Genomic DNA, 24,112 nt, shown 5'->3' on the forward strand with positions numbered 1-24,112 from the left:
TCACACCACGAACTGTTCGCTGAGGATCCGCTCTTCGAGGTTGTGCTCCGGATCGAACAGCAAGGTGACGGTGCGCTCGCCGGACTCGCGGATGGTGACTTCGACGACGTCGCGCACTTCGTGCGAATCGGCGGTGACGCTGACCGGGCGCTTGTAGGGATCGAGCACGCGGAAGCGCACCTCGGTGTCGGCCTTGAGCAACGCACCGCGCCAGCGACGCGGACGGAAGGGCGCCAGCGGCGTCAGCGCGATCAGGCGCGACCCCAGCGGCAGGATCGGGCCGTGCGCGGAATAGTTGTAGGCCGTGCTGCCCGCGGAGGTGGCGACCAGCACGCCGTCGCAGATCAACTCCTCCAGGCGCGTCTTGCCGTTGAGGTCGATCGCGACGTGCGCGGCCTGGCGCGTTTGCCGCAGCAGCGAGACTTCGTTGTAGGCGAGCGAACCCACGCTCGCGCCCGACTCGGTCTGCGCCACCATTTCCAGCGGCCGCAGCACCGCCGGCTCGGCCGATGCGATGCGTTGGATCAGCGCCTGGCCGATCGCCGGTTCATCGCGATGGTGGTTCATCAGGAAGCCGACGGTGCCCAGCTTCATGCCGAAGACCGGCTTGCCCAGGCCGCCGTGGCGATGGAGCGTCTGCAGCATGAAACCGTCGCCGCCGAGGGCGACGAGCACGTCGGCTGCGTCGGGGTCGCATTGCCCGTGCGCCTGGACCAGCGCGGCGAGCGCCTTCTGGGCTTCTTCGGCCGGACTGGCGAGGAACGACAGGCGCGGCGCGGCGGGCAGGCTGTTGTTCGGTGTCATGCGGGCGAGGATAACCCGCCCGGCGAAACGCCGGGGCCATCGGCCCCGGCGCCATTGCGCATCACCCGCGCGAGGCGAGCTGCGACAGACGCTGCACCGCGACCGAGGCGGTCGGGTAGTCCAGCGTCTTCTGCGCCGCGATTTCTTCGAGCATCGTCAGCGTGAAGCGCAGCGAGCTGTCGTCGCGGTTGAGCCATGCCTTGACCTTCGCATCGGCATCGTTGCCCGGCATCGCCAGCGCCTGGCCCACGAGCAGGCGCTGCTGCGCGCCGAGCTCTTCGCGCAACGCACCACGCGCGACCGCATGCCAGCGGCCTTCGACCGCGAGCGCGTCGATCTGCTTCTGCAACCACGGCACGCGCAAGGCATCGCCGAGGCGGAAGTGGACCTTCGCGACGTCCGTCGGACGCGCCTTGCGATCCTTCGCCAGCTCGAGGATGTCGGGGCACGGTTCGAGATACGGCAACGCGGCGAGCTGTTCGGACAGCGCCGGCGACAAGCCCTTCGCATTCCAATCCTGGATGCTCGCGACGTAGGCCGGGCGCTGCGAATCGGGCAGGATGCGCTCGCCCGCGCGGATGTCGCGGAAGCCGTCGTGGAAACGCTCCACGGCCGTCGCGATGTCGGGAATCGCACCCGGCCGCGCGAGCAGCCAGCGCGTGAACTGGCGCTGCAGCGTCCAGATCACCTGCAGGGCGTCGATCTGCACCGATTCGGCGACCTTGCCGTCGAGCGCATCGATCTGCGCCCACAGCTCGCGGATGTCGAGCGTTTCGCGCGTGATCGTGAAGGCCTTCGCCACTTCCGACGGCGAGCGCCCGCTGTCTTCCTGCATGCGCAGCGTGAACGTCGCGCCCATGCGGTTGACCATCGAGTTGGTCACCACCGTGGCGATGATCTCGCGCTTGAGGCGATGTTCCTGCATGCCCTTCGCGTACTTGTCCTGCAAGGGCTTCGGGAAGTAACGGATCAGTTCCTTCGACAGGTACGCATCTTCCGGCACGTCGGAGTTGAGCAACTGCTGGAACAACACGATCTTCGAATACGACAGCAGCACCGACAGCTCCGGGCGCGTCAGCCCCTGGCCGCGCGCCTTGCGTTCGGCGATCTCCTTGTCGGTCGGCAGGAATTCGATCTGGCGATCGAGCAGGCCCTGCGCTTCCAGCGTGCGCATGAAGTGCTGCTTGGAGCCCATGCGCGACAGGCTCATGCGCTCCATCAGGCTGATCGCCTGGTTCTGGCGATAGTTGTCGTTGAGCACCAGCTGCGCGACTTCGTCGGTCATCGAGGCCAGCAGCGTGTTGCGCGCATCGAAGCTGAGCTTCTTCTTCTGCACCTGCGCGTTGAGCAGGATCTTGATGTTCACCTCGTGGTCGGAGGTGTCCACGCCCGCGGAGTTGTCGATGAAGTCGGTATTGAGCAGCACGCCGTGTTGCGCCGCTTCCACGCGGCCCAGTTGGGTCAGGCCGAGGTTGCCGCCCTCGCCCACCACCTTGCAGCGCAGGTCGGCGCCGTTGACGCGCAGGCCGTTGTTCGCGCGGTCGCCGACGTCGGCGTTGGTTTCGCGCGAAGACTTCACGTAGGTGCCGATGCCGCCGTTCCACAGCAGGTCGACCGGCGAACGCAGGATGGCCGACATCAACTCCGTCGGGCTCATCGCGTTGGCGTCGGATTCGATGCCGAGCACGGCCTTGATTTCCGGCGACAGCGGAATCGACTTCGCGCTGCGCGGGAACACGCCGCCGCCCTTGCTGATCAGCGCCTTGTCGTAATCGTCCCAGCTCGAGCGCGGCAGCTTGAACATGCGCTCGCGTTCCTTGAACGTGCGCGCCGCATCCGGATTGGGGTCCAGGAAGATGTGGCGGTGGTCGAACGCGGCCACCAGGCGGATCTTCTTCGACAGCAGCATGCCGTTGCCGAACACGTCGCCGCTCATGTCGCCGATGCCGACGCACGTGAAGTCCTGCGCCTGGCTGTCGCGACCCATCGAACGGAAGTGGCGCTTGACCGATTCCCACGCACCGCGGGCCGTGATGCCCATCGCCTTGTGGTCGTAGCCCACCGAACCACCCGAGGCGAAGGCATCGTCCAGCCAGAAGCCGTGCGCACGCGCGATGGCGTTGGCGATGTCGGAGAACGTGGCCGTGCCCTTGTCCGCGGCGACGACCAGGTACGGGTCTTCCGCATCGTGGCGCACCACGTTGTCGGGGTGGATCGTCTTGCCTTCCGGCGAGAGGTTGTCGGTGATGTCGAGCAAGCCGTTGATGAAGCGCTGGTAGCAGGCCACGCCTTCGGCGAACCATGCGTCGCGGTTGGTCGCCGCATCCGGCGCCTGCTTGCAGTAGAAGCCGCCCTTGGAACCCACCGGCACGATGACGGTGTTCTTCACCATCTGCGCCTTCACCAGGCCGAGCACTTCGGTACGGAAGTCCTCGCGGCGATCCGACCAGCGCAAACCACCGCGCGCCACCGGACCGAAGCGCAGGTGCACGCCTTCCACGCGCGGGCCATACACGAAGATTTCGCGATACGGGCGCGGCTTCGGCAGGTCGGGCACCTTCGCCGAATCGAACTTGAAGCTGATGTAGTCGGCCGGGCCGCCGTCCTTGCGCTTGCCGTCCTTGTACTGGATGTAGTAACTCGTGCGCAGCGTGGCGTCGATGACGCCCATGAAGCTGCGCAGGATGCGGTCGTCGTCCAGGCTCGCGACGCGATCGAACAGGCCCTTCAGCGCCGCGCGCGTCGCCTCGACCTGCTGGTCGCGCGTGCCGGCGCGTGCGTCGATCGCCGGCTGCACCGCGGTCCGCGCGGCCGTGTCGCCGCCGATCAGTGCGCGCATCTGCACGCTGAAGCGCTCCATGCCCTGCTTGATCGCCGCCTTGGATTCGCTGCCCGTGCACGGATCGAAGCGCGCTTCGAACAGTTCGACGAGCAGGCGCACCAGCAAGGGATAGCGGGAGAAGGTCGCTTCGACGTAGCTCTGCGAGAACGGCACGCCGGTCTGCAGGATGTACTTGCAGTAGCCGCGCAGCATCGAGACCTGGCGCCACGACAGGCCGGCGGTCAGCACCAGGCGGTTGAAGCCGTCGTTTTCCGCTTCGCCGCGCCAGATGCGCGCGAAGGCTTCCTCGAAATTCTCGTCGAGGCGATCGATGTCGATCTCGCCCTGCGTGGACTCGACCTCGAAGTCCTGGATGTAGGCGACATCGCCGTTGGACACGATGCGGTACGGGTGCTCGGAGATCACGCGCAGGCCCATGTTCTCCATCATCGGGAGCGCATCGGACAGCGGGATGTCGTCCTTCAGGCGATAGAACTTGAAGCGCAGCGTGCCGTCGCGGCGCGAGCGATACAGCGACAGGCGCAGGTCGTCGGCGCCGGAGAGCTGCGAAAGGTGTTCGACGTCGGTGGCGGCGACCGCCGGGCTGACGTCTTCGATGTAACCGGCCGGCAATGCACGACCGAAGCGCGTGGCCATGCGCAGGCCCGCTTCCTCGCCGTGGCGCTTGCCCAGTTCCTCGGACAGCGCGTCCTGCCAGTCGCGGACGATCGTCGCCAGTTCGGCGTCGAGCTTGCCTTCGTCGGCCTGCACCTGCGAGCCGGCGCGCGGACGCACGATCAGGTGCAACTGCGCGAGCGCCGATTCGCCGATGTGCACGTTGGTGTCGACGTGCTCGCCGTCGAGCTCGCGCTTGAGCATCGCTTCGATGCGGTGGCGCATGCGCGTGTCGTGGCGATCGCGCGGCACGTAGACGAGCACCGAATAGAAACGCCCGTAACGGTCGCGGCGCAGGAACAGCTTGCTGCGCACGCGTTCCTGCAGGCCGAGGATGCCGCTGGCGGTTTCGGCCAGTTCGGCTTCCGAGGACTGGAACAACTCATCGCGCGGCAGCGTTTCGATGATGTGGCGCAAGGCCTTGCCGCTGTGGCTGGCCGGGCGCAGGCCCGATTCGCGCATCACGTGTTCGTAGCGTTCGCGCACCAGCGGGATGTCCCACGGGCGGCGGTTGTACGCGCTGGAGGTGTACAGGCCCAGGAAACGCTGCTCGCGGATCGGCTTGCCCTTGGCATCGAAGGACAACACGCCGATGTAATCCATGTAACCGGGGCGATGCACGGTGGCGCGCGCGTTGGTCTTGGTGAGGATCAGCGCGTCGACCGCACCGGACTGCGGCATGTAATGCGCCGCCAGAGAAGTGAGCGGGCGCGGCTTGCCGCCGTCGGCATTGCGCAGCAGGCCCAAACCCGTGTCCGGGTGGGCGACGAGCATGTCTTCCTTGCCCTGGCGCTCGACGGTGTATTCGCGATAGCCCAGGAAGGTGAAGTGGTTGTCGGCGGCCCAGCGCAGGAATTCCTGCGCCTCGGCGCGGCCGGCATCGGACACGGGGATGTTGTGGGAAGGCAGCTCTTCGGCGACGGCGAGCATGCGCGCGCGCATCGCGTCCCAGTCGGCCACGCTCACGCGCACGTCTTCGAGCACGCTGCGCACGCGCTTTTCGATCTTCGCCATCGCCTCGGGTGGTTGGCGGTCGATCTCGATGTGGATGAAGGACTCGTTGGTGCCCTCGCCCACGCTGGCGAGCTTGCCGGCCTTGTCGCGCGTGAGCGCAACCACCGGGTGGCCGAGCACGTGGACGTTGATGCCCATGTCGGCCAGCGCCATGGTCACCGAGTCGACGAGGAAGGGCATGTCGTCGTTGAGGATCTGCAGCACGGTGTGCGGCGATTCCCAACCGTGTTCCTTCGCGGTCGCGTTGAAGAGGCGGACGTTGGCCTTCTTCGCCTTGCGCGTGGCGGCGAAGTCCAGCATGCCCGCGGCCAGCGCGGCCCAGCCTTCGGCACCGTGCTCGACGTATTCGTCGCGCGTCATGCGCTTGTAGAAGCTGCGCGCGAAGGCGTCGGCCTCGGCGGCGCGCGACTTGGGCACGCGCTTGCGCAGGGCTTCGAGGATGGGCGCCAGGTCGAAGCGCGCGGGCGAGGCTTGCGCGGCGGCGGATTTGCTGGAGGAGCTTGCGGTCGCTTTCTTCGGAGCGGCCTTGACGGATTTCGGACGCGTGCTCATGGGGGCGATGTCAGTCCTTGCAGGCGTGCGCTCAGCGCAGGCCGGTTTCGTGGCGGGCGATGACCAGGCGCTGGATTTCGCTGGTGCCCTCGTAGATCTCGGTGATCTTCGCGTCGCGGAAATAACGCTCGATCGGCATTTCCTTCGAATAGCCCATCCCGGCGTGGATCTGCACGGCCTGGTGGGCGATCCACATCGCAGCCTCTGAGGCGGTCAACTTCGCGATCGCGGCCTCCGTGGTGAATTTCTGGCCCTGTCCCTTCAACCACGCCGCGCGCAGCGTGAGCAGCAGGGACGCATCGAGTTTGCACTTCATGTCGGCGATCTTCGCCTGCGTCATCTGGAACGTCCCGATCGGCGCGCCGAAGGCCTTGCGCTCGCGCACGTAGGCCAGCGAGGCCTCGTACGCCGCGCGGCCGATGCCGATGGCCTGCGAGGCGATGCCGATGCGGCCGGCGTCGAGCACGCCCATCGCGATCTTGAAACCGTGACCTTCATCGCCCAGCACTTCGTCGGCTTCGGCGACGTAGTCTTCGAATTCGATTTCGCAGGTGGCCGAGGCGCGGATGCCGAGCTTGGGTTCGGTCTTGCCGCGGCTGAAGCCGGGCTTGTCGGTGTCCACGAGGAAGGCGGTGATGCCGCGCGCGGCCTTGTCCGGATCGGTCATCGCGAAGAGGACGATGTACTTGGCGACCGGGCCGGAGGTGATCCAGCTCTTCTTGCCGTTGATGATGAAGCGCCCGTCGGCCTGCTTCACCGCGCGGCAGCGCATGGCCGTGGCGTCGGAGCCGGACTGCGGTTCGGTCAGCGCGAAGGCGCCGATTTCCGCGCCCTCGGCGATCGCGCGCACGTACTTCTGCTTCTGCGCTTCGGTGCCGTTGGTCAGGATGCCGTTGCAGAACAGCGAGTTGTTGACCGACATGATGGTGGAGTGCGCGGCGTCGGCCGCGGCGATCTCGACCATCGCCAGCACGTAGCCCATCGGGTCCAGCCCCGCGCCGCCGTATTCGGTCGGCACCTCGATCCCCATCAGGCCGTTTTCGCCGAGCGTGCGGATGTTTTCGAGGGGGAACTCGCCACTGCGGTCGAAGTGCTCGGCGGTCGGCGCGATCTTCTCGCGCGCGATGCGGCGCGCGACGTCCTGGATCATCAACTGCTCTTCGGTGAAGCGGAAATCCACTTGGCGCACTCCGGGCGGGGATGAAGAAGCGGAATTGTAGCCGCGCACGCGCGCCGCTTGACCCCCATGGGACCAAAGGGCCAGACTTATCGCTATATCTTGATTGACGGATAAATGCCGCGCATGGATCTGGAAGGCTGGTCGATCCGCCTGAAGGTGCTCGCCGACGCCACGCGCGTGCGCCTGCTGGCGCTGCTCGAGCGCGAGGAACTCACCGTCGCCGAGCTTTCGGCGATCACCCGGTTGGCGCAGCCGCGCGTGTCCACGCACCTGGCCAAGCTGAAGGAAGCCGGCCTGGTGCGCGACCGCCGCGCCGGCGTGAGCGCCTACTACCGGTTCGAAGAGGACAGCCTGGATTCGGCGCAGCGGTCCTTGTGGGAAGCCCTGCGCAGCGGGAGCGACGATCCCCTGCTCCGCCAGGACGCCGAACGCGTGCCCGCCGTGCTCGCCACGCGCGCGGCCGACCAGAACTGGGCCGATTCGGTGGCCGGCGACATGGAACGCCACTATTCGCCCGGCCGCACGTGGGAAGCGCTCGCGCGCACCGCGCTCCCGCTGCTGAGTCCCGGCGACGTGCTCGACATCGCCTCCGGCGACGGCGTGCTCGCCGAACTGCTCGCGCCGCACGCACGGCGCTACGTGTGCATCGATGCGAGTCCGCGCGTGGTGTCGGCGGCGAGCGAACGCCTCAAGCCCTATGCCAACGTCGAAGTCCGCCAGGGCGACATGCATGCGCTGCCCTTCCCCGACGCGAGCTTCGACCTTGTCGTGCTGATGCACGCCCTCACCTATGCGGCCAAGCCCGCGCAGGCGGTGGCCGAAGCCGCGCGCGTCCTGCGCCGCGGCGGGCGCCTGTTGCTGTCGAGCCTGGCGCGCCACGAACACAAGGCGGTGGTGGAGGCCTACGGCCACGCCAACCTGGGTTTCACGGAAAAGGAGCTGCGCCGCTTCGCCGAAAAGGCGGGGTTGGGCATCACCAATGCCGGCACCGTGACGCGCGAACGCCGCCCACCCCATTTCGAAGTGCTGTCGTTGCTGGGAGTCAAACCGTGACCGATCCGAAGACCCTGCCCTGGAAAGTCCCCGCGCGCGTGGCCGCGCTGGAAGCGGCGCTCGCGCAACGGATCCTGGTGATCGACGGTGCGATGGGCACGATGATCCAGCAACACGAACTGGCCGAAGCCGATTACCGCGGCGAACGATTCGCACACGGCTACGACGCGCTGTTCTCCACCGACGGCCATGCGCACGGCGCGGGCTGCGGCTGCGAGGCGCATGACCAGAAAGGCAACAACGACCTGCTGACGCTCACGCGCCCGGAGATCATCCGCGACATCCACGCCGCGTATCTGTCCGCCGGCGCCGACATGGTCGAGACCAACACGTTCAACTCGACTTCGGTCTCGCTCGCCGACTATCGATTGCAGCATCTGGTGCGCGAGTTGAACCGCGAATCGGCGAAGCTCGCCCGCGCCGCATGCGACGCCGCCGAGGCCGCCGATCCGTCGAAGCCGCGCTTCGTCATCGGCGTGCTCGGCCCGACCAGCCGCACCGCATCGCTGAGCCCCGACGTGAACCGCCCGGGTTTCCGCGCGATTTCCTTCGACGAATTGGCCGAAGCCTATCGCGAAGCCACCCGCGGCCTGATCGAAGGCGGCGCCGACGTGCTGATGGTCGAAACCATCTTCGACACGCTCAATGCGAAATCCGCGGTGTTCGCCATCGAGGATGTCTTCGAAGAACTCGGCGTGCGCCTGCCGCTGATGATCTCCGGCACGATCACCGACGCCTCGGGCCGCACGCTCTCCGGGCAGACCGCCGAAGCGTTCTGGTATTCGCTGCGGCACGCGCGGCCCTTGTCGATCGGCCTGAATTGCGCGCTCGGCGCGAAGGACCTGCGCGCGCACGTGGACGTGCTGGCGCAGGTCGCCGACGCGTTCGTCAGCACGCACCCCAATGCGGGCCTGCCCAACGCCTTCGGCGGCTACGACGAAACGCCGGAGGACATGGCCGGCACGCTGCGCGAGTTCGCGGCCAGCGGACTGCTCAACTTCGTCGGCGGCTGCTGCGGCACGACGCCCGACCACATCCGCGCCATCGGCGCGGCCGTCGCCGGTCTGCCGCCCCGCGCCCTGCCGCGCCTGTCCGAATCCGCGAACGCCGAAGCCGCATGAACAACGCATTGCCCCGCTACACCCGGCTCAGCGGCCTGGAGCCGCTGCAGATCACGCCGCAGAGCAACTTCGTCAATGTCGGCGAACGCACCAACGTCACCGGCTCGGCGCAGTTCAAGAAGCTGATCCTCGAAGGCCGCTACGACGAAGCGGTCGTCGTCGCGCGCCAGCAGGTCGAGAACGGCGCGCAGGTGCTCGACGTCAACATGGATGAAGGCCTGCTCGATTCGGAGCTGGCGATGACGACCTACCTCAACCTCATCGCCGCCGAGCCGGACATCGCGCGCGTGCCGGTCATGGTCGACAGCTCCAAGTGGTCGGTGATCGAAGCGGGCCTCAAATGCCTGCAGGGCAAGGGGATTGTCAACTCGATCTCGATGAAGGAAGGCGAAGCCGAGTTCATGCGCCAGGCGCGGCTGGTGCGCCGCTACGGTGCGGCGGTCGTGGTGATGGCCTTCGACGAACAGGGCCAGGCCGACACGATCGAACGCAAGGTCGGGATCAGTTCGCGCGCATACGAGCTGCTGACCACGCAAGTCGGCTTCCCGCCGGAAGACATCATCTTCGACCCGAACGTGTTCGCGATCGCCACCGGCATCGAGGAACACGACAACTACGCGGTCAACTTCATCGAAGCCGCACGCGAACTACGCAAGCGCTTCCCGCTGTCGCACATCTCCGGCGGCGTGTCGAACGTGTCCTTCTCCTTCCGCGGCAACGAAGCCGTGCGCCAGGCGATCCACGTAGTGTTCCTCTACCACGCCATCGCCGCGGGCATGGACATGGGCATCGTCAACGCCGGTGCGTTGCCGCTCTACGACGAGATCGACGCAGAGCTGCGCGAGCGCGTCGAGGACGTCGTGCTCAATCGCCGCAGCGACGGCACCGAGCGCCTGCTCGAGATCGCCGAACGCTTCAAGGGCAAGAAAGGCGAGAAGAAAGTCGAAGACCTGCGCTGGCGCGACAAGCCGGTGGGCGATCGCCTGGCGCATTCGCTGGTGCACGGCATCGATGCGTACATCGACACCGATACCGAAGAAGCGCGCCTGCAGGCCACGCGCCCGCTGGACGTGATCGAAGGCCCGCTGATGGCGGGCATGAACGTGGTCGGCGATCTGTTCGGCGCGGGCAAGATGTTCCTGCCGCAGGTGGTGAAGTCCGCACGCGTGATGAAGAAGGCGGTCGCCTGGCTGCTGCCCTACATCGAAGCCGAAAAGCTGCGCACGGGCGATGCGGGCAAGAACAACGGCAAGATCGTCATGGCCACGGTCAAGGGCGACGTGCACGACATCGGCAAGAACATCGTCGGCGTGGTGCTGGCCTGCAACAACTTCGAGGTCATCGACTTGGGCGTGATGGTGCCCGCGCAGGTGATCCTGGACCGCGCGAAGGCCGAGAACGCCGACATCATCGGCCTGTCCGGCCTGATCACGCCGTCGCTGGAAGAAATGCGCCACGTCGCCGCGGAAATGCAGCGCCAGGGCTTCGAACTGCCCCTGCTGATCGGCGGCGCGACGACCTCGCGCGCGCACACCGCGCTGAAGATCGACCCGCAGTACAAGTCGCCGACCGTGTGGGTGAAGGATGCCTCGCGCGCGGTGGGTGTCGCGCAGTCGCTGGTGTCGGGCGATCTGCGCGCGGCTTTCGTCGCGGCCAACGATGCCGACTACGCGGAGATCCGCGAGCGCCACCGCAACCGCGGCGACGCCAAGCGGCTGGTGTCGCTGGACAAAGCGCGTGCGCAAAAATTCGACGGCGGTTGGGACGATTACACGCCCCCTGCCCCGCGCCAGCCCGGCGTCACGGTGTACGACGACGTGCCGCTCGCGGATCTGGTGCCGTACATCGACTGGTCGCCGTTCTTCAATACCTGGGAGCTGGCGGGCAAGTATCCGGCGATCCTCGACGACGCCGTCGTCGGCGCGCAGGCGCGCGAGTTGTTCGCCGACGCGCAGGCGATGCTGAAGCAGATCGTCGCGGAGAAGTGGTTGCAGGCCAAAGCTGTCGTCGGGTTCTGGCCGGCACAGTCGGTCGGCGATGACGTGAAGCTTGCGAACGGCACCACGCTGCACTTCCTGCGCCAGCAGGTGGAGAAGCCGGCCGATCGCCCGGATTTCTGCCTCGCGGATTTCATTGCGCCCGAAAGTTCGGGAAAGCAGGACTGGATCGGCGGATTCGCGGTGACGGCCGGGCTCGGCATCGAGCCGCATGTCGCGCGCTTCGAAGCCGACCACGACGACTATCGCGCGATCCTGCTCAAGTCGCTCGCCGATCGCCTGGCCGAAGCGCTGGCCGAACGCATGCACGCACAGGTGCGGCGCGAAACCTGGGGCTATGCAGGCGACGAAACGCTCGACAACGCGGCATTGATCGACGAGAAGTACGTCGGCATTCGCCCGGCGCCCGGTTATCCGGCGTGCCCGGAGCACAGCGAGAAGGCCACGCTGTTCGCGCTGCTCGATGCGGAGAAGAACGCGGGCGTGCGGCTGACGGAAAGTTTCGCGATGTATCCGGCATCGGCGGTGTCCGGTTATTACTTCAGCCATCCGCGCAGCCAGTATTTCGTGGTCGGGCGCCTGTCGCGCGAACAGGTCGCCGATTACGCGAAGCGAAAGGGCGTTTCGCTCGCACAGGCGGAACGTTGGTTGGCGTCGAACCTGGACTACGACCCCGAGTAGCACGCTCAGTCGAGGATGATGTCCATCAGTTGCTGGAACGGGTTGCCCGGCTCGAACACCGCCTCGAAACTGCATTGCTCGAGCGCGCTCGCCGCGATCAGCCCGCCTTCCTGCGGAAGCGAACGCGCCGACGACGCGCATCCGCCCAGGCATGCCGCGGTCGCCAACAACAGGCAGAGCGCGAACAGCCAACGGACGATGCGCATACGAAACTCCGCTCGGGGAGTGCGGATGTTCGATCGGAGGGAAGTGGTCTGTCGTGCGGAACCGACTCGCCTGCGTGCAGGAAACGCGCGCGAACGACGGTCGATTACGGCCGCCCGTGTTCGATCGGGCGATCGCGATGCATCAACGCCCACTCGGCGTGCTCGGCCAGCGCCGCTTCGCCCAGGGCGCGCAGGATTTCGCGTTTCTCCTGCGTGCCCGCCGCCGCATCGAGCGCCAGGCGCGCGTTGCGGTAGATGCGATGCATGAAGCGGTATTGCTTCACCAGTTCCTTGTCGGCCTTGCGATACGCATAGGCCTCGCGCACTGCGGCGATCAGGGAAAGCGCGCCCATCAGCGTCACCAGCAGACTGCGCGTGTCGTCGCTGAACCCCCGATGGAACAGCGCGAGCATCAGGCTGATGCCGATGCCGGCCCACAGGCACGCAGCGCCGAGTGCGCGCGTGCGGACATGGTGGCGTTCGCGCAAGACCGACTTGCGCTCGTAGTACGCCAGTTGCCCGGATTGCCCGGGGCGCCCGACCCAGGCGTCGATGACTTCCGCGACCGCTTGCGCCGCATCCGCGGCATCCTGCGAGGGCGTCGTGCGCGCCAGGCCCACCTGGCGCATGACGTTGCGGATCCAGCCCAGTTCCACGTCCTGCTTCTGCATGAAGTTGTCGTGCGCGAATTCCGCATCGCCGGTGATCGTCAGGCCCGCGCGGCGCCAGAAGGTCTGCACGCGCAGGCCCTCGGCCAGCGCGCGATAGTCGATGTACTTGCGATGCCAGTCCCATCGGTGCGCGGCGAGCGCGATGCCCAGGCCGACCGCGAACAAGCCCAGGAACACCCACAGCATCCAGTCCGGCGCACCGAGATCGGAATACAGCAGCAGCGACAGGCCCATCGCGACGGCGAGGAAATGGATCGCGCGCATCGCCCACTGCGTGCGGCGCTGGAAGCGCACGGCGAGTGCGTCGGCTTCGCGCCATGTGCGTTCGGCCGGATCCTCGCTCGCCGCGGGTAGCGCATGGGGGTCGAGCGTGTTGCGATCAATCTCGAAGGCCTGCATGCGCCGGAAAATGCGGTCGTATTCCGGCGGTGGCCCGGCGGAAAACGCACGCTGGCCTGCGCTGGTCCGCCACGTCGGTTCCCAGGTCTCGCCGGCCGGCAGGGACTTCCGGCGACCGCGGCGCGCCGGCAGTTCAGGCGGATGGGCACGATGCCGTTTGGCGGAAGTGGCGTGCGCTGCACCGCCATTGCGCCGCACGTGGAAATGCAGCACGAGGCTGTCGTCGTCGCCGGCGAGCATTTGCCGAAGATTGTCCGTCGCGCGTCGCGCACCCGGCACGGGGCCGCCGAGGTAATACCGCACGATCTGCGCGGTGCCGCCCATGCCGACTTCTTCGCGCCCGTCCCACAGGGCGAACAACACGTGGCAATGATTGGCGACGAACAATCCTGCATGCAGGTACTGTCTATCGCGCGCCGGCCCGGTGTTGCGCAACACATCCAGATCGGGCTCGACCAGTTTCAGCGGCACCGTTTCGGCGTCGACGAGCAGGCGCGCGAAATCGTGGTGCGATTGCGCGTTGGTGAAGTCGTCGCGATATAGGTCGATCGGCAGCGGCAAGGGCACGACCAGGCGCGCGCCGGCATCCAGTGCGATTTCCGCGACGAGCCGGTCGCCGCCTTCGGCGAGCGCGGAGACCACGACGAGGGCGAGGTCGGGATAGCGCTCGCGCAAGACCGCGAGCGCCTCGCGCACCTGCGCGCGCAGCTGCGGCAATTGCGCGGGGTCCAGGTCACGATGGCTCGTGACCCCGACGATCAGTTCGGTGCGTAGCGGTCCGCGGATGCCCACGCCGTGGGCCAACGCCCACGGGCGCGGGCACCGGCCATGGCGTTACCAGACCAGGTCGTCGGGTACCTGGTATTGCGGATCGGCGTAGGGATCGTCCTTGGCGGGCGCGTTGGGATCGACCTTCAACGCGACGGCCGGCGCGAAGATGCTTTCCGCCTGCGCGAGCGTCGCGGCATCGACGAGTACATAACGGCCATCGTTCTGCACCACGCCGAGTTCGCCGGCGTTGAGCGCCTTCAATTGCGCTTCGGTCACGTAGATGCGCTTGATCTTGCCGCCGTATTCGAAGTGACGCGCGATTTCCGCGTCGGCCACGTTGAGCGCCTTGTCCTGGAGGAACGCGGCCAGCGCGGCCTTCGCTTCGCGACGCTGGCGCGCAGCTTCCTGTTTCTGGCGCTCTGCCTCGATGCGCTCGTCCTTCTCGCGTTGCGCGCGGATCGCGTAGGCCTTCGCAAGGTCGATGTCTTCGCGCGTGCGCGGCTTGCCGTGCGCGGGCCGTGCATCGGCTTGCGCCGGCTTGCCGTGCCGGGGACGGCCTTGTCCCTGTGCCGGCTTGCCATGCGCGGGCCTGCCGCCCTGCCCCGGCTTCGCACCGTGCGCAGGCTTGGTCTGGCCGGCTTGCGGCGTGGGCTTGGGACGCTCGGGTTTCGGCGCGGGCTTGAAGCCCAGGCCGAGCAGCTGGTCGCGCAGGGTTTCGCTCATTTCGGGACTGCGTGGGGGACGTGCGGTTGGACGGCGCCAAATATGCCGCATCGCGCGCGGCGATGCAGCCCGGACGCGTCAATAGTGGGGCGGCGGCGGTTCGTCCGCCGGATCGGCCATCTGGCTGGTGCGCGAGGATTTCATTTCCTCGAGCACGCGTCGGAACAACTCGGCGTTGCGGCTGGCTTCGATGCGGGCAGCCGCGAGAGCGTCGCTCATTTCGCCGAGCGCGCCCTCCAGGAAGGCGATGCGCGTTTCCAGTTCCACCACGCGCGCTTCGAGCGCATCGCCCTGGGTCATCGCAATCAGGCCTTCGCTTCGGTGCGCAGGGAACGACCGCGCCCGATGCCGTAGTACTGCAGGCCCGCGGCTTCGACGTCCTCGGGGTTGTAGAGGTTGCGGCCGTCGAAGACGACCTTGTCCTTCAACGTCTTCGCCAGCTTGCCGAAATCGGGGCTGCGGAACTGTTTCCACTCGGTGACGACGACGAGCGCATCGGCCTCGTGCAGCGCTTCGTTCGCCGTCGCGCACAGATGCAGGTCGTCGCGATTGCCGAAGATGCGGCGCGCTTCCTGCGTGGCTTCGGGGTCGAAGGCGCGCACGCGCGCGCCGGCTTCCCACAATTGCGCGAGCAGCGTGCGGCTGGAAGCGGCGCGCATGTCGTCGGTGTTCGGCTTGAACGCCAGGCCCCACACGGCGACCGTCTTGCCGGCCACGCCGTCGGGGAAATGGCGTTGCATCAATTCGAACAGGTGCTGCTTCTGCGCGGCGTTGACCGCCTCCACCGCATCGAGCAGGCGCGGATTGCAGCCGTACTGTTGCGCGGTCCAGGCCAGCGCCTGCACGTCCTTGGGGAAGCACGAGCCGCCGTAGCCGGCGCCGGGATAGATGAAATGCCAGCCGATGCGCGGGTCCGAACCGATGCCCTGTCGCACGTGTTCGATGTCGGCGCCCACCTGCTCGGCGATGCACGCGATCTCGTTCATGAAGGAAATCTTGGTGGCCAGCATCGCGTTGGCCGCGTACTTGGTCAGCTCGGCCGAACGCACGTCCATCGCCACGATGCGCTCGTGGTTGCGATTGAACGGGGCGTACAGGCGCTTGAGTTTTTCCAGCGCCTGCGCGCTGTCGGTGCCGACGACGATGCGGTCGGGGCGCATGCAGTCGTTGACCGCGTCGCCTTCCTTGAGGAATTCGGGATTGCTCACGACGTCGAAGACGAGCGTCGTGCGGCGGTTGACCAGTTCCTGCGCGATCGCCGCGCGCACCTTGTCGGCGGTGCCCACCGGCACGGTCGACTTGTTCACCACCACCACCGCGCGCTGCACGTGCTGGCCGATGGTGCGTGCCACGGCGAGGACGTACTTGAGATCGGCGCTGCCGTCTTCGTCCGGCGGCGTGCCGACGGCGATGAAGACGATGTCGCCGTGTTCGATCGCGGCGGCGGCATCGGTCGTGAAGTTCAGGCGGCCGGAGGCGTGGTTGGCCTTCACCATCGGCTCCAGGCCCGGCTCGTAGATCGGGATCACGCCCCGGTTGAGGCCCTCGACCTTGGCCTGGTCGATGTCGACGCAAACCACGTCGTGCCCGACTTCCGCCAGGCAGGTTCCGGTGACGAGTCCGACGTAGCCGGTACCGAAGATGGTGACGCGCATGGAATTCCCTGATGAGCTTGAATGGGCGGCATGGTCGCAGCCGCCATCGTCACGCCGCGGTGAAACCGCGGCGTGACCACGTCATTGCAGGCGCTTTACTGCTTCGGCGGCTGCACGATGTCGAGCAGTTCGACGTCGAACACCAGCGTGGCGTTCGGGCCGATCGGGCCGCCCGGCGTGCCCTTCTCGCCGTAGCCCAGGTTGCCCGGGATCCACAGCTTGAACTTGCTGCCCACCGGCATCAGCTGGATGCCTTCCTGCCAGCCCGGCACGACCTGGTCGAGCGGGAAGACGACCGGCTGGCCGCGATCGTAGGAGCTGTCGAAGGTCTTGCCGTCGAGCGTGGTGCCCTTGTAATGGACGCGGACGACGTCGCCGGCCTTCGGCTTCGGGCCCTTGCCTTCGGTCACGACCTGGTACTGCAGGCCGGAGGCCGTGGTCTGCACGCCCGGCTTCTTCGCGTTGTCGGCGAGGAACTTCTTGCCGGCTTCGAGGTTGTTCTTGGCGTCGGCTTCGGCCTTGGCCACCGCCTTCTGCTGCATCTTCTCGCCGAAGGCTTCGCTGGTCTGGCGCGCCTGGTCTTCGGTCATCAGCAGCTTCTCGCCCTTGAGCGTGGACTTGACCGCCTTGGAGATGACGTCGAAGTCGACTTCATCCTTGATCGGCTCCAGCTGCTTGCCCAGCGCCATGCCGACCATGTAGCTCACGCGGTCCTTTTCGGTGGGCAGGCCGGCGATCTGCGCGCTCTTGGCACCCGTGGAGGCGGCGGCGGGGGCGTTGGCGTCGGTCTTTTCCGGCGGTTTGCAGCCGGCGGCGAAGGCCGCGGCGGCGGCGGCGGTGAGGACGAGTGCGTGGCGCATGGACAGCTTCATCGTTGGGCGCTCCTGGAAATCGATCGGGGAAAGGAAAAAAGGAAAAGCGGAGAAATCGAAAGGGTCATTCGACGCCGAGCAGTTCGACATCGAACACGAGCGTCGCGTTCGGGCCGATGTTGCCATCGGGCATGCCGGCTGCGCCGTAGCCGAGCTCGCCGGGGATCCAGAACCGGTACTTGCCGCCGACCGGCATCATCGCCAGGCCTTCGCTCCAGCCGGGGATGACCTGCGCAAGCGAGAACGTGCGCGGCTGGCCGTCGCTCGTGCTGTCGAATTCGGTGCCGTCCAGCAAGGTGCCGCGATAAAGCACGCGCACGCGGTCGCCCGGCATCGGGCGCTGGCCCGCGCCCTGGCGCAGGATCATGTATTGCAGGCCGGATTTCGTCGTGAACACGCCCTTTTGCGTCTTGTTCTTCGCGAGGAAATCGGCGCCGGCCTTCTGGTTGTCGGTCGCGCCCTGCTGCGAACGCGCCACGGCGAGCGAATTGAGCTTGGTGTCGAAGTCCTGGCGGACGATGGTCGCCTCTTCGGCGCTCATCAGCGGCTTGCCGCCCGAGAACGCGGTGCGCATGGCCTGCAACAGGACGGGGATGTCGATCTCGTCCTGGAACGGCGCCAGGCGGCGGCCCCATTCGATGCCGACGAGCAGGCCGACGTCGGTCCTGGAAACATCGGGAAGCTTGGCGTCGGGCTGCTTGCGCGCGGTGACGCGCGCCATGAGTTGTTCACCGGTCTTGCGCGCGGTGGCTTCGTCGATCAACGCGGGCTTGCCGGCCATCGCGTTGCGCAGCGCGCGATCGAACGCGGCGATGTCCACGTCCGGACCGATGGGCGCATTGGATTCGGCGATGTCCATGCCGACCATGTAGCTCACCTTGTCGCGCTCGGTGACCAGCTTCGTCTTGTCCTGCGCATGCGCCGACAGTGCGATCAGTGCCAGCAACGCGGCGATGCCGCGCACGAAACCCTTCATCCGGTGGAACTCCTGTCGTGTGGTGCCGGGGGACGCGCGCCCTGGGCGCGCCGGGCGGCCGCGCATTGTCGGCGCCCGCGGGTCTTCACGGCAAACCTACCCCAAAGGCAATGGTTCAGCCCCACGGCCCCTGCCGGTCGTCGGCCTATGCCTTTAGTTGGGTCGATTGCTTGTTGACCGGGGGAATGGTGGTGTTATAGTTGCCTACAACACCGATCACCCAGAGCAGGACGCCCACCATGAACCGCAAGCTCCACAACACGGTCACCGCGCTGTTCGCGACCTCGGGGCTCCTCGTGCTGAGCCTGATGGCGGCCAATCCCGCCCCCTCGGCCGGCGAAAACGTCCTCGCCCCCGTCGTGCAACCGGCCGCGATCCACGCGCCGGCCGACGCGAAGCTGGCGAAGATCGTCGCCGAAGGCCGCCACGCCGCCGCTGCGGCCAAGCGCATCGAAGCGCGCGCCCAGCAGCTGCAAGCCAATCTTGCGAAAACGAAGGACGACGGCCAGGCGGTCGGCGAAGTCTTCGGTTTCGTGGCCGAAGCCGCGACGCTCGCCGCGCTCGCCGCCGCGATGGACGGGATGGAAAACCCGGACACGATGGCCGCGGTCGAACAGGCCGACGCCGAGCAGGCCAAACCCACCCCCAAGCGGACGTTCGGCCGACAGTCGGTCGCGATGCCCTTCTTCTCCTTTGCGCCGCGAGGCTGAGCCAATGACCGCAATCGAATGGAGCGACGGCGCTCCCATCTACCGCCAGCTGAAGGAACGCGTCGTGGCGATGCTGCTCGACGGGATCCTGAAGCCGGGAGACGCACTGCCCTCGGTGCGCCAGGTGGCCGCCGAATACCAACTCAATCCAATCACCGTCTCGCGCGCCTACCAGGAGCTCGCGGACGAAGCCATCGTCGAAAAACGCAGGGGTCTCGGCATGTACGTCACGGAAGGTGCGTCGGAAAAACTGCTTGGCAGCGAGCGCGAGCGCTTCCTGCGCGAGGAATGGCCGCTGGTGCTCGAACGCATCCAGCGCCTGGGCCTCTCGCTGGATCGCCTGTTGCGCAACGCCGCCCCGAACGGAGGCCAGGCATGAACGTCGCCGTCGAAACCCAGTCCGTCGTCAGCGCACGCAACCTGCGCAAGGCCTACAAGAACAAGGTCGCGCTGGACAACACCGCGTTCGAGATCCCGCAGGGCCGCATCGTCGGTCTCATCGGCCCCAACGGCGCCGGCAAGACCACCGCGCTCAAGGCGCTGCTCGGCCTGATCCCGTTCGAAGGCGACCTGCGCGTCCTCGGCCGCGACCCGCGCACCGAACGCGACGCGCTGATGAACGATGTGTGCTTCATCGCCGATGTCGCGGTGCTGCCGCGCTGGATCCGCGTGCGCGAAGCCATCGAGTTCGTCGCAGGCGTGCATCCGCGCTTCGACCGCGCACGCTGCGAACGCTTCCTCGCCAACACCCAGCTCAAGCCGAACATGAAGGTGCGCGAGCTGTCCAAGGGCATGATCGTGCAGTTGCACCTGGCCCTGGTGATGGCGATCGACGCCAAGCTGCTGGTGCTCGACGAGCCCACGCTCGGCCTGGACATCCTGTATCGCAAGCAGTTCTACCAGCGCCTGCTGGAGGACTACTTCGACGAGAACAAGACCATCGTGATCACCACCCACCAGGTCGAGGAGATCGAACACATCCTCACCGACGTGATGTTCATCCGCGACGGCAAGATCGTGTTGTCCGCGCCGATGGAAGCGGTGGGCGAGCGTTACGTGGAAGTGCTCGTCAACGCCGATCGCACCGAGGAAGCACGCACCCTGCGCCCGATCGACGAGCGCAGCCTGCCGTTCGGCAAGACGGTGATGTTGTTCGACGGCGTCGAACAAAACCGCCTCGCCGGCCTGGGCGAAACCCGCACGCCGGGCCTCGCCGACCTGTTCGTCGCCACCATGAAGGGCACCTACGCATGAACGCATCCACCTTTGATGGCGAACCGCGCCGCGCACCCGTGGCCGCGCCCCACCCCACCCACAAGCTGAAGCTGCTGCTGCGCCGCGAGTTCTGGGAGCACAAGGGCGGGTTCTTCTGGGCGCCGATCTGGGCCGGCGGCATTTCGGTCGTGCTCGCGCTGATGGCGCTGCTCGTAGCCGAAGTCGGCGCACGCAAGGCGCTGGCCGCGGGCAAGCTCAACGGCGACAGCATCCACATCAACGGACTGAACTTCGCGCACCTGACCGACAAGATGAGCGCGGGCGACCTGGAACAGTGGAGCAAGGCAGTCGATGCCTCGCTGCTCGTCTCCTCGCTGTGGCCCTTCATCGTGCTGGGCTTCGTGGTGTTCTTCTACTGTCTCGGCGCGCTGTACGACGAGCGCAAGGACCGCAGCGTGCTGTTCTGGAAATCGCTGCCGGTGTCCGATCGCGACACCGTGTTGTCGAAGGCCGCCAGCGCGCTTGTCGTCGCACCGGTGATCGCCACGGGCGTCGCCATCGCCACGATGTTCGCCTTCGGCCTGGTCGTCACGCTGGTCATGCCGATGCACGGCCTCAACCCCTTCACCTTCTACTGGGGCATGGGCCATCCGCTGCAGGTCGCCGGCACGCTGGTCGCCGCGATCCCGGTGTACGCGGTGTGGGCCCTGCCGACCGTCGGCTGGCTGATGCTCTGCTCGGCGTGGGCACGCTCCAAGCCCTTCCTGTGGGCGGTGATGATCCCCGTGTTCGCCGGCATCTTCGTGGCCTGGTTCGACGTGATGAACCTCTTCAACCTCGACACCGGCTGGTTCTGGCAGCACATCGTGCTTCGCTCGCTGACTTCGGTCTTCCCGGGCATGTGGATGACGGCGCAGAACATGCACATCGACAACCCGGCCGACTTCGACGCGCTGTCGCACATCCAGAGCATGTACTCGGTGTTCGGAACGCTGCAGATGTGGATCGGCGCCGCGGTCGGCATCGCCATGATCGTCGCGGCCATCCGCCTGCGCCGCTGGCGCGACGACAACTGATCCCTGGAAAGGATGCTGCACCCCCACTCGCCCCGGCTCGCGCCGGGGCATTTTTTTTTAGCCGCCGCCGCCCGCGCCGCCGGCGCCGATGCCGCCCCTGGTCAGCGCCGCCGGATCGAGCAACGCCTTGAGTTTCGCCGCCGGCAAACCACTCATTTCCAGCGCGACATCGAATACCGGACGCTTCTCCGCATACGCACGCTTGGCGATCGCCGCGGCTTTCTCGTAACCGATCACCGGGTTGAGCGCCGTCACCAGGATGGGATTGCGACCCAGCGCTTCGTCGACCTTGTCCTTGCGCACCTTGAGCCCGTCGATCGCCGAATCGGCCAGCAGGCGCATCACGCTCGACAGCAGGCGGATCGAATCGAGCAGGTTCGCGCCGATCAGCGGCAACATCACGTTGAGCTGGAAGTTGCCCGACGCACCGGCGATCGACACCGTCGCGTGCTGCCCCATCACCTGCGCGCACACCATGCACGTGGCTTCGGGAATCACCGGATTGACCTTGCCCGGCATGATCGAACTGCCGGGTTGGAGCGCAGGCAATTCGATTTCGCCCAGGCCCGCGAGCGGACCGGCGTTCATCCAGCGCAGGTCGTTGGCGATCTTCATCAGCGCGACGGCGAGTGTGTTGAGCTGGCCGGAGAGTTCGACCGCGTCGTCCTGCGAGGCGATGCCTTCGAACTTGTCGGCCGCCGATTCGAAGCGCGTCCCCGACAAGTCGGACAAGGCCTTCGCCATGCGCTTGCCGAAGCGCGGATCGGCGTTGATGCCCGTGCCGATCGCGGTGCCGCCGATCGGCAGGCGTCGCACGCGTTTGCCGGCGTCGACCAGGCGTTCGCGCGCCGAGGCCAACTGCGCCGCCCACGCACCGAATTCCTGTTCGAAGGTCAGCGGCATCGCATCCATCAGGTGCGTGCGCCCGGTCTTGACGACCTTGCCGTTCGCGCGGCCCTTGCGTTCGATCGTGCGCCGCAGGTGGTCGAGCGCCGGCAGCAGGTCGTCGATCACGGCCAGTTGCGCGGAAACGCGGATCGCCGTGGGGATGACGTCGTTCGAACTCTGGCCGAGGTTCACGTCGTCGTTGGGATGCACGGCCTTGCCGGCCTGCGAGGCGAGCGCGGCGATCACCTCGTTGGCGTTCATGTTGCTCGAGGTGCCCGAGCCGGTCTGGTAGACGTCGATCGGGAAATGCGCGTCCCACGTGCCGTCGGCCACCGCGAGCGCCGCCGCGCGGATCGCCGCGGCCTGGCGCTTGGGCAGCAGGCCGAGCCCGGCGTTGACGTCGGCGGCCGCGGCCTTGATGAGCCCGAGTGCGCGGATGAACCCGCGTGGCATCGGGCGCCCCGAAATCGGGAAGTTCTGCACCGCGCGCTGGGTCTGCGCGCCCCACAGCGCGTCGGCGGGAACGCGGAGTTCGCCCATGCTGTCGTGTTCGATGCGCTCGCCGCGCTTGCCTGCCGATCGGGTGTTTCGCGTCGCCATCTCGGGCTCCTGGGGGCGGTCGGCGGGAGCATACGCCCGCAAGCGTTTAAACTTGCGCGCTCCCTGGCCCCGAAACCGCCTCGATGACCGACGCCCCGCTGCTCGCCCTGTCCCCGCTCGACGGCCGCTATGCGGGCAAGGTCGACGCGCTGCGCCCGATCTTCTCCGAGTACGGTCTGATCAAGGCGCGCGTGCGCGTGGAAGTGCAGTGGCTGCTCGCGCTGGGCGACGAAGCCGGCGTCGTGGAACTGCCCGCCTTCGACGCCACCGCGCGCAAACGCCTGCAGGCCCTGGCCGACGACTTCTCCGTGGCCAACGCCGCGCGCGTCAAGGAAATCGAGCGCACGACCAACCACGATGTCAAAGCGGTCGAATACTTCATCAAGGAAACGCTGAAGGACGATGCCGCCCTCGGCCCCGCGCTGGAGTTCGTCCACTTCGCCTGCACGAGCGAAGACATCAACAACCTCTCCTACGCCCTGATGTTGCGCGAAGCGCGCGACACGGTGCTGCTGCCCAAGCTCGACGCGTTGATCGGCAAGCTGCGCACGATGGCGCACGAGCACGCCGCGCTGCCGATGCTCTCGCGCACGCACGGCCAGACCGCTTCGCCGACGACGGTGGGCAAGGAAATCGCGAACGTCCTCGCGCGCCTGGACCGCCAGCGCAGCGTGCTGGCCGCACTGCCGATGCCGGGCAAGATCAACGGCGCGGTCGGCAACTACAACGCACACGTCAGCGCGTATCCGGAAGTCGACTGGCCGAAGCTCGCGCAGGGCTTCGTCGCCTCGCTCGGCCTGGACTTCCAGCCCTACACCACGCAGATCGAGCCGCACGACGGCGTCGCCGAACTGTGCGATGCGTGCAAGCGCATCGACACCATCGCCATCGACCTGTGCCGCGACATCTGGGGCTACATCTCGCTGGGTTACTTCAAACAGGCGGTGAAGGCCGGCGAAGTGGGCAGCTCGACGATGCCGCACAAGGTCAACCCGATCGACTTCGAAAACGCCGAAGGCAACTTCGGCATCGCCAATGCGCTGTTCGAGCACTTCGCGGCGAAGCTCCCGATCAGCCGCTGGCAGCGCGACCTCACCGATTCGACGGTATTGCGCGCGCTCGGCACCGCCTTCGGCCATTCGCTGATCGGCTTCGACGCACTGCTGCGCGGCCTGAACAAGCTCAGCACGAATCCCGACCGCCTGGCCGCCGACCTCGACGCCGCGTGGGAAGTGCTCGCCGAAGCCGTGCAGACGGTGATGCGCCGCCACGGCTTGCCCAATCCGTACGAACAACTCAAGGCGCTCACGCGCGGCCAGGGCATCACGGCCGAGTCGATGAAGACCTTCATCGCCTCGCTCGACCTGCCGGAGGATGCTCGCGAGCGTCTGGCGCAACTGACGCCCGCGACCTACATCGGTCTGGCGCAACGCCTGGCGAAGGACATCTGAT

Annotated in this window: 19 protein-coding genes; 8 read left to right on the forward strand and 11 right to left on the reverse strand. The window is 67.0% G+C overall.

Annotated elements, in window-relative coordinates:
• The 3 genes from AB4059_RS02710 to AB4059_RS02720 all read right to left on the reverse strand — a co-directional run bounded on the left by AB4059_RS02710 (position 1) and on the right by AB4059_RS02720 (position 7,055).
• Positions 1 to 786: an NAD kinase gene (locus AB4059_RS02710; RefSeq protein ID WP_498977812.1), complete on the reverse strand. Its 786-nt coding sequence runs from the start codon at positions 784 to 786 to the stop codon at positions 1 to 3.
• A gap of 79 nt (positions 787 to 865) precedes the next feature.
• The gene (locus AB4059_RS02715; RefSeq protein WP_498976378.1) at positions 866 to 5,866 is read right to left on the reverse strand and encodes an NAD-glutamate dehydrogenase; all 5,001 of its coding nucleotides are present in this window, start codon (positions 5,864 to 5,866) and stop codon (positions 866 to 868) included.
• A 31-nt stretch (positions 5,867 to 5,897) separates the two neighbouring features.
• A complete protein-coding gene (locus tag AB4059_RS02720) occupies positions 5,898 to 7,055 on the reverse strand; it encodes an acyl-CoA dehydrogenase family protein (RefSeq protein WP_498976380.1) in 1,158 nt (385 codons plus the stop codon).
• Positions 7,056 to 7,169: 114 nt separating this feature from the next.
• Here AB4059_RS02720 and AB4059_RS02725 point away from each other — a divergent pair, with 114 nt between their 5' ends.
• The 3 genes from AB4059_RS02725 to metH are packed head-to-tail and all read left to right on the forward strand — an operon-like array spanning position 7,170 to position 11,898.
• A complete protein-coding gene (locus AB4059_RS02725) occupies positions 7,170 to 8,099 on the forward strand; it encodes an ArsR/SmtB family transcription factor (RefSeq protein WP_498977814.1) in 930 nt (309 codons plus the stop codon).
• Positions 8,096 to 9,220: a homocysteine S-methyltransferase family protein gene (locus tag AB4059_RS02730; protein WP_498976382.1), complete on the forward strand. Its 1,125-nt coding sequence runs from the start codon at positions 8,096 to 8,098 to the stop codon at positions 9,218 to 9,220. The genes AB4059_RS02725 and AB4059_RS02730 overlap by 4 nt, the downstream gene beginning before the upstream one ends.
• Positions 9,217 to 11,898, forward strand: a complete 2,682-nt coding sequence (gene metH / locus AB4059_RS02735; protein WP_498976384.1) for a methionine synthase — start codon at positions 9,217 to 9,219, stop codon at positions 11,896 to 11,898. Before AB4059_RS02730 ends, metH begins: the two co-directional genes overlap by 4 nt.
• A gap of 5 nt (positions 11,899 to 11,903) precedes the next feature.
• On the opposite strand, the gene AB4059_RS02740 is transcribed toward metH, so the two are convergent.
• From AB4059_RS02740 to AB4059_RS02770, 7 genes are all read right to left on the reverse strand, one after another.
• Positions 11,904 to 12,104 (reverse strand): hypothetical protein, encoded by a 201-nt coding sequence (locus AB4059_RS02740; RefSeq protein WP_498976387.1) that lies wholly within the window; start codon positions 12,102 to 12,104, stop codon positions 11,904 to 11,906.
• A gap of 104 nt (positions 12,105 to 12,208) precedes the next feature.
• Positions 12,209 to 13,966 (reverse strand): hypothetical protein, encoded by a 1,758-nt coding sequence (locus AB4059_RS02745; RefSeq protein WP_498976389.1) that lies wholly within the window; start codon positions 13,964 to 13,966, stop codon positions 12,209 to 12,211.
• Between the two features lie 42 nt (positions 13,967 to 14,008).
• Entirely contained in the window at positions 14,009 to 14,668 is a 660-nt protein-coding gene (locus AB4059_RS02750; protein ID WP_498976391.1) for a DUF2058 domain-containing protein, read from the reverse strand.
• Between the two features lie 78 nt (positions 14,669 to 14,746).
• A complete protein-coding gene (locus AB4059_RS02755) occupies positions 14,747 to 14,968 on the reverse strand; it encodes a SlyX family protein (RefSeq protein ID WP_498961987.1) in 222 nt (73 codons plus the stop codon).
• Between the two features lie 5 nt (positions 14,969 to 14,973).
• Positions 14,974 to 16,323: a UDP-glucose dehydrogenase family protein gene (locus tag AB4059_RS02760; protein WP_498976393.1), complete on the reverse strand. Its 1,350-nt coding sequence runs from the start codon at positions 16,321 to 16,323 to the stop codon at positions 14,974 to 14,976.
• 95 nt (positions 16,324 to 16,418) lie between these two features.
• Positions 16,419 to 17,195 (reverse strand): BamJ family beta-barrel-assembly machinery protein, encoded by a 777-nt coding sequence (gene bamJ, locus AB4059_RS02765; protein ID WP_498961983.1) that lies wholly within the window; start codon positions 17,193 to 17,195, stop codon positions 16,419 to 16,421.
• Positions 17,196 to 17,259: 64 nt separating this feature from the next.
• Positions 17,260 to 18,171 carry an FKBP-type peptidyl-prolyl cis-trans isomerase gene (locus tag AB4059_RS02770; RefSeq protein WP_498976395.1) on the reverse strand — a complete coding sequence of 304 codons (912 nt, stop codon included), beginning with the start codon at positions 18,169 to 18,171 and terminating at the stop codon, positions 17,260 to 17,262.
• 239 nt (positions 18,172 to 18,410) lie between these two features.
• Here AB4059_RS02770 and AB4059_RS02775 point away from each other — a divergent pair, with 239 nt between their 5' ends.
• The 4 genes from AB4059_RS02775 to AB4059_RS02790 are packed head-to-tail and all read left to right on the forward strand — an operon-like array spanning position 18,411 to position 21,172.
• Complete coding sequence (locus AB4059_RS02775; RefSeq protein ID WP_498976397.1) at positions 18,411 to 18,881, forward strand: hypothetical protein; 471 nt, start codon at positions 18,411 to 18,413, stop codon at positions 18,879 to 18,881.
• Between the two features lie 4 nt (positions 18,882 to 18,885).
• On the forward strand, positions 18,886 to 19,260 hold the full coding sequence (locus tag AB4059_RS02780; RefSeq protein WP_498961977.1) for a GntR family transcriptional regulator: 375 nt from the start codon (positions 18,886 to 18,888) through the stop codon (positions 19,258 to 19,260).
• Positions 19,257 to 20,135 (forward strand): ABC transporter ATP-binding protein, encoded by an 879-nt coding sequence (locus AB4059_RS02785; RefSeq protein ID WP_498976399.1) that lies wholly within the window; start codon positions 19,257 to 19,259, stop codon positions 20,133 to 20,135. The genes AB4059_RS02780 and AB4059_RS02785 overlap by 4 nt, the downstream gene beginning before the upstream one ends.
• Positions 20,132 to 21,172 (forward strand): hypothetical protein, encoded by a 1,041-nt coding sequence (locus AB4059_RS02790; RefSeq protein WP_498976401.1) that lies wholly within the window; start codon positions 20,132 to 20,134, stop codon positions 21,170 to 21,172. The genes AB4059_RS02785 and AB4059_RS02790 overlap by 4 nt, the downstream gene beginning before the upstream one ends.
• Before the next feature lie 57 nt (positions 21,173 to 21,229).
• Here the strand turns inward: AB4059_RS02790 and AB4059_RS02795 are convergent, their stop codons facing one another.
• Positions 21,230 to 22,660, reverse strand: a complete 1,431-nt coding sequence (locus AB4059_RS02795; protein ID WP_498976403.1) for a class II fumarate hydratase — start codon at positions 22,658 to 22,660, stop codon at positions 21,230 to 21,232.
• Positions 22,661 to 22,743: 83 nt separating this feature from the next.
• On the opposite strand from AB4059_RS02795, the gene purB reads away from it, so the two are divergent.
• Positions 22,744 to 24,111 carry an adenylosuccinate lyase gene (purB, locus tag AB4059_RS02800; protein ID WP_498976405.1) on the forward strand — a complete coding sequence of 456 codons (1,368 nt, stop codon included), beginning with the start codon at positions 22,744 to 22,746 and terminating at the stop codon, positions 24,109 to 24,111.
• The last annotated feature ends 1 nt before the right edge of the window (position 24,112 follow it).

The organism is Lysobacter sp. 2RAF19 (assembly GCF_052115395.1).
In the GTDB taxonomy this organism is placed as follows: domain Bacteria; phylum Pseudomonadota; class Gammaproteobacteria; order Xanthomonadales; family Xanthomonadaceae; genus Noviluteimonas.